The sequence below is a fragment of the Amycolatopsis sp. NPDC059235 genome (assembly GCF_042754125.1).
Classification (GTDB): Bacteria; Actinomycetota; Actinomycetes; order Mycobacteriales; family Pseudonocardiaceae; genus Amycolatopsis; species Amycolatopsis albidoflava.
The window spans coordinates 116,646-129,132 of record NZ_JBHZAG010000007.1 but is presented as its reverse complement, the minus strand read 5'-3'; the positions used below and the strand labels follow the sequence as shown (position 1 = coordinate 129,132).

At 69.3% G+C, this 12,487-nt stretch carries 13 protein-coding genes; 5 read left to right on the top strand and 8 right to left on the bottom strand.

Annotated elements, in window-relative coordinates; all coding sequences use genetic code 11:
- Positions 1–24: 24 nt before the first annotated feature.
- Positions 25–1,014 carry an NADP-dependent oxidoreductase gene (locus tag ACFXI3_RS07465; RefSeq protein WP_378398648.1) on the top strand — a complete coding sequence of 330 codons (990 nt, stop codon included), beginning with the start codon at positions 25–27 and terminating at the stop codon, positions 1,012–1,014.
- A gap of 40 nt (positions 1,015–1,054) precedes the next feature.
- Here the strand turns inward: ACFXI3_RS07465 and ACFXI3_RS07460 are convergent, their stop codons facing one another.
- The 7 genes from ACFXI3_RS07460 to ACFXI3_RS07430 form a co-directional block, all read right to left on the bottom strand.
- Positions 1,055–1,459, bottom strand: coding sequence for a hypothetical protein (locus tag ACFXI3_RS07460; protein ID WP_344287873.1), 405 nt, complete (start codon positions 1,457–1,459; stop codon positions 1,055–1,057).
- A gap of 8 nt (positions 1,460–1,467) precedes the next feature.
- Positions 1,468–4,962 (bottom strand): hypothetical protein, encoded by a 3,495-nt coding sequence (locus ACFXI3_RS07455; RefSeq protein WP_378398646.1) that lies wholly within the window; start codon positions 4,960–4,962, stop codon positions 1,468–1,470.
- Positions 4,962–5,294 (bottom strand): hypothetical protein, encoded by a 333-nt coding sequence (locus tag ACFXI3_RS07450; protein ID WP_344287868.1) that lies wholly within the window; start codon positions 5,292–5,294, stop codon positions 4,962–4,964. The genes ACFXI3_RS07455 and ACFXI3_RS07450 overlap by 1 nt, the downstream gene beginning before the upstream one ends.
- A 1-nt stretch (position 5,295) precedes the next feature.
- On the bottom strand, positions 5,296–5,553 hold the full coding sequence (locus ACFXI3_RS07445) for an acyl carrier protein (protein WP_344287866.1): 258 nt from the start codon (positions 5,551–5,553) through the stop codon (positions 5,296–5,298).
- Positions 5,546–7,153, bottom strand: coding sequence for a fatty acyl-AMP ligase (locus ACFXI3_RS07440; protein WP_378398719.1), 1,608 nt, complete (start codon positions 7,151–7,153; stop codon positions 5,546–5,548). Before ACFXI3_RS07440 ends, ACFXI3_RS07445 begins: the two co-directional genes overlap by 8 nt.
- 90 nt (positions 7,154–7,243) lie before the next feature.
- Positions 7,244–8,443 (bottom strand): RNA polymerase sigma factor, encoded by a 1,200-nt coding sequence (locus ACFXI3_RS07435; RefSeq protein ID WP_378398645.1) that lies wholly within the window; start codon positions 8,441–8,443, stop codon positions 7,244–7,246.
- Entirely contained in the window at positions 8,440–8,811 is a 372-nt protein-coding gene (locus tag ACFXI3_RS07430; protein WP_344287862.1) for a YciI family protein, read from the bottom strand. Before ACFXI3_RS07430 ends, ACFXI3_RS07435 begins: the two co-directional genes overlap by 4 nt.
- Positions 8,812–8,927: 116 nt before the next feature.
- On the opposite strand from ACFXI3_RS07430, the gene ACFXI3_RS07425 reads away from it, so the two are divergent.
- Complete coding sequence (locus ACFXI3_RS07425; RefSeq protein WP_378398644.1) at positions 8,928–9,695, top strand: methyltransferase; 768 nt, start codon at positions 8,928–8,930, stop codon at positions 9,693–9,695.
- A gap of 6 nt (positions 9,696–9,701) precedes the next feature.
- Here ACFXI3_RS07425 and ACFXI3_RS07420 read toward each other — a convergent pair whose 3' ends face one another.
- The gene (locus ACFXI3_RS07420) at positions 9,702–10,448 is read right to left on the bottom strand and encodes an alpha/beta fold hydrolase (RefSeq protein ID WP_378398643.1); all 747 of its coding nucleotides are present in this window, start codon (positions 10,446–10,448) and stop codon (positions 9,702–9,704) included.
- A gap of 78 nt (positions 10,449–10,526) precedes the next feature.
- On the opposite strand from ACFXI3_RS07420, the gene ACFXI3_RS07415 reads away from it, so the two are divergent.
- The 3 genes from ACFXI3_RS07415 to ACFXI3_RS07405 all read left to right on the top strand — a co-directional run bounded on the left by ACFXI3_RS07415 (position 10,527) and on the right by ACFXI3_RS07405 (position 12,487).
- Positions 10,527–11,120: a TetR/AcrR family transcriptional regulator gene (locus tag ACFXI3_RS07415; protein WP_378398641.1), complete on the top strand. Its 594-nt coding sequence runs from the start codon at positions 10,527–10,529 to the stop codon at positions 11,118–11,120.
- Between the two features lie 363 nt (positions 11,121–11,483).
- Complete coding sequence (locus tag ACFXI3_RS07410; RefSeq protein WP_378398640.1) at positions 11,484–11,894, top strand: hypothetical protein; 411 nt, start codon at positions 11,484–11,486, stop codon at positions 11,892–11,894.
- Positions 11,891–12,487, top strand: a complete 597-nt coding sequence (locus ACFXI3_RS07405) for a DUF3558 domain-containing protein (RefSeq protein WP_378398638.1) — start codon at positions 11,891–11,893, stop codon at positions 12,485–12,487. The genes ACFXI3_RS07410 and ACFXI3_RS07405 overlap by 4 nt, the downstream gene beginning before the upstream one ends.

Here is a 12,487-nt window from a genome sequence, read left to right as displayed (position 1 = left end):
GTCAGAGCCAATTAAGGAGATCACGTGTCCCTGACCGCCGTTCGCCAGGTCCGCCGTCCCGAGGGCGCGCCTAGTGCCGCTGACTTCGAGTTCGTCACCCAGCCGCTGCCGAAGCTCGCCGACGGCCAGGTGCTGGTCGAGAACCGGTACCTGTCCGTCGATCCGTACATGCGCGAGTTCATGGAGTGGGGCGGCTGGGAGCTGGGCGCGGGTCTGGAGGGCCGCACGATCGGCGAGGTCGTCGAGTCGAAGGAGCCGACGCTGCCGGTTGGCACGACGGTGTTTCACCGGCACGGCTGGGCGACCCACGCCGTCGTCACCGCCGCCGACGTCCGGACGATCACCCCGGCGGACGGCGTTCCGCTGAGCGCTTACCTCGGCATTCTCGGCGGGACCGGGCTCACCGCGTACGTCGGTCTGACCCGGATCGCGCAGCTGCGTCCCGGCGACGACGTGTTCATTTCCGCGGCAGCCGGTGCGGTGGGGAGCGCGGCCGGGCAGATCGCTCGACTGCTCGGCGCGGGACGGATCGTCGGCAGCGCCGGATCCGCGGCGAAGGTCGAGCACTTGACCCACGATCTCGGTTTCGACGCCGCCTTCAACTACCACGACGGCCCGGTCACTGACCTGCTCGCGAAGGCGGCACCGGACGGGATCGACGTGTACTTCGACAACGTCGGCGGAGATCACCTGGCCGCCGCGATCGATGTCCTGCGGGAACGCGGGCGGGTCGCCTGGTGCGGTTCAGTCGCGCAGTACAACAACCTGCGCACGCCGCCGAGCGCACCGCACAATTTGTTCGACGTCGTCGGGAAAAGCCTTCGGATCGAAGGGTTTCTGGTGCGCAATCACCTCGACGCGCGCGAGGAGTTCGAGGAATTCCTGATCCCGCACGTCCGCGGCGGGCAGGTGCTCGTGAACGAGACTGTGACAGAAGGGTTTTCCAGCATCGTGGACGCGTTCATCGGGATGCTGCGAGGAGAGAACGTCGGGAAGATGCTGGTGCGGGCCTGACCGGCGGGAGGGGCCGCGAAGCCCCTCCCGGGTCAGAACCTCAATCGCGCCAACGGTTGTTGAGGAAGGCGTCGTCGTCCTCGTCGTCTTCCACCGGACGGGGGCGGCGCGTCGGACGGCGCGGCGCCTCGGCACGCGGCGCGGGCTGATTCGGGGTCACCGCGAACGGGGACGCCGAACCGGGCTCGTTGCCGAACTCGTCGGAATCGAACGCCGAGGGCGGTTCGGTGCTCGGCCGGTCCGTGCTCCACCCGGACTTGGTCTTGCGCTTCCCCATCTCCCGCCGGTGCTGGACGTACCGTTCGGCCGCCTGCGCCTGCTTCGTCATGTACTCCTGGGACTGCGCCTTGATCTCCTCGGCCTTCTGCTCGCGCAGCGCCCGGCGATCAGCCTGCTCGCGGACCAGCGCGTCCAGTTCTGCCTGCATCGCGGCGGTTTCGCTCATGCGTCCTCCTACCTGGTCCGGATGATCGGCGCGTCGTCGTCATCGTCGAGTGAACCAGTGATCCGGCTGGCGGGCTCCACGAGGTTGTCGAAGACCGCACCCTCCACCCGGTACGCCGCGCGCCGCTCGGTCTCGCCACCGCCGCCGCCACCGCCGTGTCCGCCGCCCATCGCGCCCATGCCAGGCATCCCGCTGCCGCCGGGCTGGCCCTGGCCGCCGGGGTGGTCGCCCGCCGGTTGCGAGAAACCGCCGCCGGTCTGGGTGCCGGCGATCGGAGTGCTGTCGACTCCGACTATGGGCCCGCCGTGCAGCGGAGCGCTCGGGGCGCCCGCGGGCACGCCCGGACCGCCGCTGTGCGAGATCTCCGGACCGGGGCCGCCTTCAATCGGGTGGCCGGGCGCCCCGCTCGGGACGCCGTGGTGCAGCGGCTGGGCCGGACCGCCCGCGGGGTGCCCCGGGACGTCCGAGCCCGAGGTCCCCGGGCCGCCACCCGCCGGATGCGCCGGAACGCCTGCCGGGTGCCCGCCGAACGGGTCGCCGCTGTGCGACATCTCCGGACCCGGCCCGCCCTCCAGCGGATGCACCGGGTGGCTGCTGCCGGGCGAGGCGCCGCCGTGCCCGTTGCCGTCGGGTCCCTTGTGCTCGCCGCCGTGGTGGCCGGGAGCGTCGTCGCGAGGCTGGCCAGGAACGTCGCCCGCGTGGTGCCGTCCGGTGGTGCCGTCGGGCATCTGCGGGCCGTGGTCGACCTCGTGCACGCCCTGCTTCTTGTCGTCCTCCTCGCCGAGCGTGTAGGTCGTCGGGTTGCCCTTGCCGTCGTCGACCGTGACGACGGTGGGCCCGTTCGGCCCGTCCGGACGCTCTGCGGTGATCTTCGTGTCGCCGTCGCGGAGGTGGATCTTGCCGTCCGCGCCGGGATGGTGGACCTCGTCGCCGTGCTGCTGACCGTCCCCGCCGTCGTGCGCGGACTTGTCTTCGGACCAGTCGATCTTGAAGTCCTTGGCAGGGCCGGAACCCTCGCCGATCTTGATGTCCATCTTGCCGTCGTGGTCCGGCTCGGACATTTCGAAGGTCTTGTCGCCCTGCTTGACCTTCAGGACATCCCGGCCGTCGTCGTCCGGTTTGCCGTCGTGGTTCTTGTCCTCGCCCGGCTTGCCGTCATGGCCCTTGCCGTCGTCGTCCGGTTTGCCGTCGTGGTTCTTGTCCTCGCCGGGCTTGCCGTCGTGGCCCTTGCCGTCGTCGTCCGGCTTCCCGTCGTGGTTCTTGTCCTCGCCGGGCTTGCCGTCGTGGCCCTTGCCGTCGTCGTCGGGCTTGCCGTCGTGGTTCTTGTCCTCGCCGGGCTTGCCGTCTTCGCCGCCGGGGCCGCCGTCGGCGGGGTCGGTCTTGATCGGCGGACCGTCCACCGGACCGCCGCCGCCGGGGGAACCGCCGCCGCCACCCTTGTCGCCGGGGGCCTTGTCGCCGGGGCTCTTGTCGTCGCCAGGACCCTTGTCGTCCGGGCTCTTGCCGTCAGGGCCCTTGCCGTCGCCGCCGGTCGAACCGGGTTCGCCGCCGCCGGGGCCGCCGAGCGGACCGCCGCCGTGGCTGCCCTGCGAGTCCTTCTTCAGCGCGTCCATCGCGGCCTCGGCCTTTTGCTTGGCCTCGGCCTGGGCCTTCTGCTTGGCCTCTTGCTCGGCCCGCTGCTTGGCCTCTTCGTCGGACTGGGTGTGGTCCTGTCCGCCGCTCGAACCGGAATCACCCGGACCCGAACCGCCGGGGCCAGACCCACCGGGGCCGGACCCGCCGCTGGAGCCGCCGCCGGAATCGGTCTTGATCGGCGGGCCGTCCACCGGACCGCCGCCGCCGGTCCCGCCGCCAGGACCCCCGCCTGAGCCCCCGCCGAGCGGGCCGCCGCCAGGCGAATCGGACGGGACGTCGAGGTCGGGAACCTTCCCGCCGCCCCCGCCGGAGCCGGAACCGCTGCCGGACCCGCCACCCGAGCCGGACCCGCCGCCGGTGCCGCCGCCAGGACCTCCGCCGATGCCGCCGGGTCCGCCGCCAGTGCCACCGGGGTGGTCACCCTGCGGCGTGTCCGAACCGGACCCGCCGCCGTAACCGCCGCCGGTTCCCCCACCAGTACCGCCGCCGTGACCGTCCCCCTGGCCACCGCCATAGCCGTTGCCCTGACCGCCGCCGTAGCCGCCGCCCTTGCCGTTGCCATTGCCGTTGCCATTGCCGTTGCCATTGCCGTTGCCGTTGCCGCCAGGACCCTGACCGCCACCCCCGGGACCACCGCCGCCAGGCCCCCCGGAACCACCGGAACCACCGGCCCCGCCATCCTTGGCGCCCTGGAACTTGTTCTTGATCTTGCCCATCTCTTTGTCGAGAGTGTCGTAGGCCTTGTCGACGAGGTCCTTGGCGTCCTTGCAGGCCTTCTCGAACCCCTTGTAGACGTTGTCCCACATGTCGGGGTTGAACTGGTTCATGATCCACTGCTTGGCGAGGTCCTTGCCGTGGCTCTGGATCTCGTCGTCGTCGCAGCAGCCCTGGTCGTTGAGGGTGTTGACCAGGTTGGTGCCGAAGTTGTAGTCCATCCAGCCGGCGATCTGGGCCAGGTCGTTGACGCTGCCGTGCTCGCCGTTGGCGACCGCGACGACCTTCTGCGCCATCGTGTAGTCGGCCTTGCCGACCTGGTCGCGGTACAGCGCGATGACCTGGTCGGCCTTCCCCTTGCACAGGTCGAACAGCGTCTTCGTGGTGGCCAGCGTCGCTTCGCTGGCGTGGTTGAGGTCGTCGCCGAGCTTCGCGGCCTTCTTCTGAATGCTCTCGTTGTACTTGTCCGACGCCGCGTCGGCTCCGGCTCCGGTCCAGGTCCCGAACAGGGTGCCCAGTTCGGTGCCGGTTTCGGTCAGCGTCGACTTCACGGTTTCCGAGCCGTGCTTGAAGTGCATGGCGTCGTTGACGAAACCCTCGAAGCTGATCCCGCGCTGTTCGTCGAACGGACCGCGGATGTCCTTGTCGAGGTCGAGCTTGCGCGTGTTCCCCTTGCAGTCGTCGGGGATCTTCTCGAGCAGCCCGCCGAAGGTCTCGAACACCCGCAGCGCGGCCGCGGCGGGGTCGAAGAGTTCGTCGGACGTCTTCGTGCCGGTGGCCGCGGCGTCCTTGCCCTCGCCGGGGGCAGGCGGCTTCTTCTTGCCGAGCTCGTCCTTGCCCTGGTCGACTGCCTTTTTCTTCTCGTCCTGGTTGTAGCTGGCCTGCTGGCCCTTCTGCCGGGCCTCTTCGTAGACCTGCTCGAGCGGCGGAGCGCCGCCCGGCGCCGCGAACGGATTCTTCGGGATGGGGATGAACGTCCGCCCGTACGACTGGATGTACTTCGCGACGTCCTTGCCCTCGTCGCCCTGGGGATTCGGGTGCTCGTGCACCCACGCCCGGAGCAGGCCGTCCTTCAGCTCCGGCGGCACCGCCGAGTTGTCGAGCAGTTTCTTGACGTCCGGCCAGGTCTTCGGCTGCTGCTTGTCGTCCGCCATCAGAGGATCCCGTCGACGCCGTTGCCGGTCTTGTTGATGTTGCCGACCTGGTTGTCCTCGTTCTTGCCGTACGCGGAACCGGCGGTGCTGATGTTCGTGCCGAACGATCCGAGCGCGGTGCTGTAGCCGGAGAGCGCCGCCCACAGCTGCTTGGTCCCCTCGAGGTACTTGTCGGCGTGCGCCTGGTGCACCCGGCCGAACTTCTCCTTGGTCAGCTCGGAGTGTTCGAGGTCCGGATTGTCGTCAAGCAGCTTTTCCGCCAGGTCGCCGATGTTCTTCGACGCCGTCGACAACGCTTGGGTTGTCGCGGTGTACCCGCCCCCACCGCTCATTTCAGTGCTTCTCCTCAGCTCGGCTTGTTGCCAGGGCCTCCGCGAGCACGTCCGCCACGGATTCCACGTCGGTGAACCGATCGAGCTCGTCCAGATCGATCGATACGTCGTAGTAGATCTCCAGCGCCGCGAGAAGCCGGATCCGGCCCTTCGAGTCGATGCCGAGCTCCTCCAGCGGAGCGTCGGGCACGACGAGGGCCGGGTCGAGCCGGAAGGTGTCGCTGACGACCTTCGTGACCTCGGCGCAGTGATCACCCACGCACGCCACCGTAACGCGCTTTGGCGGCGGACCGGGCGACCTTCCCGCTGGAAGTGCGCGGAAGTCCGCCAGAAGGGACCAGGTGTACCGCACGGAGAGTGAGATCGTGCTCTCTCGAGACCGCTCGCAGCACCGCCCGGGTCACGTCTTTGACCTCGGCTTCCGCTCCGCGAACCCATTCCGCTACCACCATCGCGCCCTCGCCCTGCTCGTCGGCGACGCCGAACGCGGCGACCCGGTCGCGGCGGATCGCCGGATGCGCCTCGCCGGCCGCCGCTTCGAGGTCCTGCGGGTGGAAGTTGCGGCCGTCGACGACGATCAAGTCCTTGAGCCTGCCGGTGACGTAGAGGTCGCCGCGGTGGACGACGCCGAGGTCGCCGGTACGCAGCCAGCCGTCGAGCCCATCGAGGACGCCGCCGAACGAGTCCGCGTCGCCGCGTCCCCAGTAGCCGGACGCGACGTTCGGGCCGTGCACCCAGATCTCGCCGACCTCGTCCTCGGGTTGCTCGTGTCCGTCGTGGACGATCCGGACGAGCTGCCCGACCGGCCGTCCCACCGACATCACCGGCTGGCCGTCCGGCGTTTCGACGGCTCGGCCCTGCGCCAGGGCTTCCCGGTCGAGCACCGCGCCGCGCGGCCCGTCGTCTCCCGCGCTCGCGACGTACACCGTGGCCTCGGCCAGCCCGTACGACGGCCGATGCGCCTCCGGGCGGAACCCGCGCGGGCCGAAGACCTCGAGGAAACGCTCGACCGTGCGCGGCCGGACGGGCTCGGCGCCGTTGAGCGCGACCCGGACGTCCGAGAGATCTAGGCCGTCCTCCGCGCCGACGTCAGCCGCGAGGTCGTAGGCGAAATTCGGAGCCGCGGTGAAGACGGCCGGGTAGTCCGAGAGCTGGCGCAGCCACCGCTGCGGCCGGTGCACGAACTCCGCCGGGGACATGAACACCGACCGGCCGCCGACGTACACGGGCAGGCACAGCAGCTGAATCAGGCCCATGTCGTGGAAGAACGGGATCCAGCCGGCGCAGGTCGTCTGCTCGTCGGAGGCGTAGGCCTGGCTGGCCTGCCAGCACGCCGCGACGATCGCCCGGTGCGGGATCACCGCGCCTGCCGGTTCGCGCGTCGACCCCGACGTGTACTGCAGGTAGGCCGGGCTTTCCGGGTCGAGAAGGACCGGATCGACGCCCGGTCCGGACAGTTCGTCCACCACCACGAGGTCGCCGGGATCGCTGAACTCGCGCACCTTCGCCGCGACGGCCGAGGACGTCGCCCACACTCGCGCGCCGGAATCGGCGAGGACGCCGGCGAGCCGGTCGGCCTGCGCGCGATTGCCCGGCAACATCAGCGGAACAGCGACCATCCCGGCGGCCATGGCGCCGAAAAACGCCAGCGGGTAAGCGAGTTCCTGTCCGGCGAGGATCGCGACGCGCTCGCCCGGTTCCGCGACCCGGCGCAATTCCCCGGCCACGATCCGGACTTTCGCGGCGAACTCCGCCCACGTCAGCGTGTACTCGACACCGCGGGTGTGCTCTTGCTGGGTGAACAACGGCCGTTCGTCGTCCTCGCGGGCGAACAGCCGGTCCACGATCGAGACGCGCATGACCTCGTCAGGCACGCTCGCAGACGTCCGGGACACGCAGCGAAACCTACTCGAACTCGGGAGCGGCCCGCGAGGCCGGTCGCGGAGAATTCACTCGCGCACCTGGGCGGCCCGGGATTCCAGATAGCGCTTCTCCGCGATACTCGCCGTCGCCTTGGCCGCCAGCCGGTAGTTCTCGTACGCGCCAGGCAAATCCCCGGATTTCTCCAGCAAATGCGCCCGCACCGACAGCAACCGGTGATGCCGCGCCATCCGTTCTTCACTGTCTAATGTGGACAAAAGCGCGAGCCCGGCCCGCGGCCCCTCGGTTTCGGCGAGCGCGATCGCGCGGTTCAACGTGACGACCGGATTGGGCGCGATCCGTTCCAGGATCAGGTAAAGCGCGTGCACCTGCCGCCAGTTGGTCTCCTCCGCCGTCTCCGCGTCGGCGTGCGTCGCGGCGATGGCTGCCTGCAGCTGATACGGGCCGAGCTCCGAACCGGCCAGCGACGCTTTCGCCAGCTCAGTGCCCTCGTCGAGCATGGCGCGGTCCCACGTCGAGCGGTCCTGGTCGGCCAGCGGGACCAGGTCCCCGGACGCCGTCGTGCGGGCCGCGCGGCGGGCGTGAGTCAGCAGCATCAACGCGAGCAGGCCGGTCACTTCGCTGTCGTCCGGCAGCCGCGCGTGCACCATCCTGGCCAGGCGAATCGCCTCGTACGCCAGGTCCGCGCGGTGCAGGTCGCTGCCGGACGACGCGGTGTAGCCCTCGTTGAAAATCAGGTAGAGCACCTGCAGCACGACGCTCAGCCGCTCCGGGCTTTCCGTGCCCGGGAACGAACTGCCCGCCGCCTTGATCCGCTGTTTGGCACGGCTGATCCGGGCAGCCATCGTGCCCTCCGGTACCAAAAACGCGCGCGCGATCTCGGCCGTGGTCAGTCCGCCGACCGCACGCAGGGTCAACGCGGTCTGCGACGCCGGGGTCAGCGTCGGATGGCAGCACAGGAACAGCAGGAGCAGCGTGTCGTCGGTGTCCGGCACCTCGGGCGCGGCCTCGACGGCGTTCGCCAGCTCTCGCTCGCGGCGCGCCTGGTCGCTGCGCAGCTGGTCGACATAGCGCCGGGACGCGACCGTCGACAGCCAGCCGCGCGGATTGTTCGGCACGCCTTCGACCGGCCACTGCTGCGAAGCGGCGAGGACGGCCTCTTGCACCGCGTCCTCGCACCCCTCGAACTGGCCGTACCGGCGCACCAACACGCCAAGAACCTGCGGCACGAGTTCGCGCAGCAGGTCCTCGACGGCGGGCGGGTTCACGCTTCCAATTGTCCTTCCGAGAACATCACCTGGCGCACCTCGACCCCGAGGCCTTCGATCGCGGCGTCCGGGATCTGCGCGGCCAGCTCGATCGCGCGCTCCTTGCTCTCGACGTCGATCATGTAGTAGCCGCCGAGGAACTCCTTGGACTCGAGAAACGGCCCGTCGGTGACCACCGGCTGCCCGTTGCGCACGGACACCACCGCGGCCTGCGACGGATCGGCCAGCGCCTGCGCGGCGATCAGCTCGCCGGACTTCTTCGTCGACTCCATGAACGCGGTGACGCCGTTGCCGAGGGCTTCCTTCTCCTCGTCGGTCAGCGCGTCGAGAACGGACTGGTTGATGTGCAGGCTGATCAGGAACTTCATCGTCTTGCTCCTCGTGGTTTCGGGGTCTTACGGGGAGTGGTCGGAGGCGCGGGCGGGTTCTGGACATGCACTTTATGTGACGCGCGTCACTGCTGTTCGGGCGCAGTATGAACAGCATGGAGACCGACGCCTGGGCCGCGCTGGCGAGTCCGTTCGTGGAAGGCGCGTACGCGACCGTCAAGGGCCGAATTCGCACGTACGTCCTGCATCAGCAGCTCTTGGCGCACCTGCCTGCGCCGCCGGCCACGGTGCTCGACGTCGGCGGCGGGGCCGGACATCAGTCGTTTCCGTTGGCGCGCCTGGGTTACGACGTCGTCCTGCTGGATTCGTCCGACGCGATGCTGGCGAAGGCGCAGGAGCGGCTAGCTGCGGAATCAGCTGAGGTTCGCGAGCGGGTCCGGCTGGTGCGCAGCCGCGGCGAGGACGCCGTCCGCGCGGTCGGCGGCCAGAAATTCGACGCGGTGCTGTGCCACGGCGTGCTGATGTACGTGGAAGATCCCGTGCCGATGATCGACGCGCTGTGCGCCTGCGCGGCGCCGGGCGGGATCGTCTCGGTGATGGCGCTCAACGCCGAGACGCTGGCCGTCCTCCCGGCGCTGGAAGGACGGTGGAACGACGCGCTGACGGCATTCGACGCTCGCGGCGAGCGGGGCGTCCTCGGCGTGGACACGCGCGCCGACACGGTCGCCGGACTGTCGCAGCTCCTCGTCGGACAGGGGGCTGAACCGCTTGCCTGGTACGGAGTTTGGCTGTTCGCCGACTGGAGGGACCTGGACCCCGAAGAGAGCCGGATCGCCGAAATCGCGGAGGTGGAACTGGAGGCGGCGCGACGAGATCCGTACCGGCGGATGAGCCGGGTGTTCCATCTCGTCGCGCGCGCCTGAACAGTCCTATTCGGACGCTTCCCAGAACTCGGCGAGGATTCGCGCGCCCTGGACCGGATCCCGCGTCATCCACCAGTGCCCGAGACTCTCCAGCACCGCGACCTTCGCCCCGGCCCGCCCGGCCGCACGGCGGCGCTGCTCGTCCGTCCCGACGAAGTGGTCCTCGGTCGCCAGGATGACGAGCCCCGGCCGCTCCGCCGCGCGTTCGAGATTGCGGCCGAACTCCGCGATCGCCGGCTGCGCCGCGGACCGGTAGAGCGGGAGCACCGCGCGCGCCATGTCGTCGTTCATCCCCTCGGCGACCTTGGCGGCCACCGACTCGTGCATTCCGCCGCCGACCAGGCGCTCTGCCCGCTTGTCCGCCGGCGCGCCGAACATCGCCGCGACGGCTTCCTCGCCGACGCCCGGTTTCTGCCACGCCTGCGCGAGGTCGTGCCAGACGTAGTCCGGGTCGAACGCGCCCGCCGTGTCGCTGGCCCAGCTGCGCACCAGCTCCGGGCGGGCCATGACGGCGTTGAGCACGTGCGCGCCGCCCCAGTCGTGGCCGACGAGGTCGACCGGTTCGGGGAACTTCTCCAGCTCGGCGATCAGCCAGTCGCGGTATTCGACGGCCGTCGCGCCGAAACCCTCGGGCCACGGCGCGCCGAACCCGGGCGGGGACAGGCACACGACCGGCCGGTCGCCCAGCTCGGCGAGCAGGCGCTCCCACACCGCGGCGGTTTCCGGGTTGCCGTGGACGAAAACTGCGGTCATCGGACTTCCTCCCTCTCGTCGCTCTCACTCTACGCATACTTGCTTGTCAGCTGGCAAGTATGTTGTAGAGTTTCTTCCGTGACCGCCCGCCGCACTCAACAGGAACGCCGCGACCAAGCGTCGGCCGCTTTGCTCGAAGCCGCCGCCGAGCTGGTCGTCGAGGAAGGCGTGCGCGCCGTGACCCTGGCGCGCGTCGGCGAGCGCGCCGGGTACAGCCGTGGCCTGGTCACGCATCACTTCGGCGGCAAACAGGCGCTGCTGGAACAACTCGCCCGCACCACGCAGACCGGCTTCGTCCCCGGCCTGGACACGCTGCCGCCCGGCCTGGACCGGCTGTTGCGGCTGATCGACGGCTACCTCGCCCAGCTCAGCGAGCCGGACGTGCTGAGCCGCGCCTTTCTGGTGCTGTGGGCGGAATCGATGACCGCGCCGGAACTGGCCCCGATCTTCCGCGAACGCGACCAAGCCTTCCGCCACGACCTGCGCCACGAGATCTCAGCAGGCATCTCCGAGGGCGCCATCCGCGCCGACGCGGACCCGGAGCAGCTCGCCGTCGCCATCGTCGGGCAACTCCGCGGCATCGCCCTGCAGTGCCTGCTCGACCCAGCCGCGGTGGAGCCGGCCGCACTGTGCCGCTGCGCTGCTGAGGTGTGGAAACGAGCGCTTTCCTAGAGCACTGATGTTTTCGACGGGACATCCCTTGCTCGCCAAGGATTCTGTCGGATTAGCCGACTTCGCGAGGGAACTCGCAGTCCGCTGCGCCGACCGGACGGCGACCTGGCGCGCCGAGAGCCAGGCCGTCGCGGTCCTGCCACTGGCCGACGACGAAACCCGCTGCTCCCGGACGTCCACCGGTCGGCGATCCGGCATTTATCGGCCTGAACTGCGCATTCTCGGATTAGCATAGAAATTGCGTCTAGAGCATTAATATCTAGTCGACTTCCGCATTTCGGAGAACGTCACACAGGCAGTGAGTGATCAGCTACTTTGTTAGCTGTCTGCATTTGATGACACCGAACATGGGGAGGGCTTCGCGTGTGGGAGGACGTCGAGTTCTCGGTCTTTCACCCTGCCGATGCCAGGCCCGCGGCGAACGGGTTTTCGCTGGACATCGACGTGGCCAAGCAGGTTCTCGAGGAGCTGCTCGGCTATCAGGACAGGTTGGGAGTCATGAAGCGCAAGGTTTCCACCCTGTGCAGCATGAAGCCGCCGTCGAAAGATCCTTCGACGATGGCAATGCACGTCGCCATGGTCGGCGACGGCAGCGGAAAACTGGGCGCGTTCTCCTATGGCGGCGGGCACATCGACTTGCAGCTGGATTACGTCACCGAGCTGATCGAGCGGATCAGGAAAGCGCTGGCCGCGATCGGCCAGAGCGACCAGGACCAGACGGCGGCCGTCCAGAAAACCAACCCCGGCACCGGCTCTCGAGGAAACTTCGGATGAACCTGCGCACGATCGTCGGAGTGCTCGCCCTCGCAGCCCTGGCCGCCGGTTGCTCAACGCCTACCGACGGCACCGCGACGAGTTCGGCGCCGTCGGCCCCGTCGCTGCCTTACGGAGGCGCGCCGAAGGTCGAAAACCCGCTCCCCGACACCGTGTTCGCCGACGGCCCGTGCCAAGCGCTCACCCCCGATCAGCTCACTTTCCAGCTCGGCTCGGCGGTGACCGGGAAACCGGACAACTCGGCGGCCCCGAGCTGCGACTGGATCAGCCCGGACACCCACGCCCGGATCGGCTTGTCGTTCTTCGGCAAGAACAACGACGGCCTCAGCAACGTCTACGCCAACGTCCGGCCGCAGATGAAACGCTTCGACGTGCTCCCGCCCATCCAGGGTTTCCCGGCCGTCGCGTACAGCACCCAGCCCGGGCCCATCACGAACTCGTGCGATGTCAACGTCGGTGTCACCGACCAGCTCTCCTTCATGGTCGAAGCCGCGCCCGGCGAGACCAAACTGAACAAGATCGACCCGTGCCCGCTCGCGGTCTCCGTCGCGGGAAACGTCATCACCACGCTGAAGCAGAAGGCCGGCCGGTGA

Coding starts and splice junctions, on each gene's coding strand:
- ACFXI3_RS07460 (WP_344287873.1), bottom strand. CDS start 1,459: ATGAGCGAAACCGCCGCGATGCAGGCAGAACTGGACGCGCTGGTCCGC.
- ACFXI3_RS07455 (WP_378398646.1), bottom strand. CDS start 4,962: ATGGCGGACGACAAGCAGCAGCCGAAGACCTGGCCGGACGTCAAGAAA.
- ACFXI3_RS07450 (WP_344287868.1), bottom strand. CDS start 5,294: ATGAGCGGTGGGGGCGGGTACACCGCGACAACCCAAGCGTTGTCGACG.
- ACFXI3_RS07405 (WP_378398638.1), top strand. CDS start 11,891: ATGAACCTGCGCACGATCGTCGGAGTGCTCGCCCTCGCAGCCCTGGCC.
- ACFXI3_RS07430 (WP_344287862.1), bottom strand. CDS start 8,811: ATGAAGTTCCTGATCAGCCTGCACATCAACCAGTCCGTTCTCGACGCG.
- ACFXI3_RS07425 (WP_378398644.1), top strand. CDS start 8,928: ATGGAGACCGACGCCTGGGCCGCGCTGGCGAGTCCGTTCGTGGAAGGC.
- ACFXI3_RS07420 (WP_378398643.1), bottom strand. CDS start 10,448: ATGACCGCAGTTTTCGTCCACGGCAACCCGGAAACCGCCGCGGTGTGG.
- ACFXI3_RS07440 (WP_378398719.1), bottom strand. CDS start 7,153: ATGCGCGTCTCGATCGTGGACCGGCTGTTCGCCCGCGAGGACGACGAA.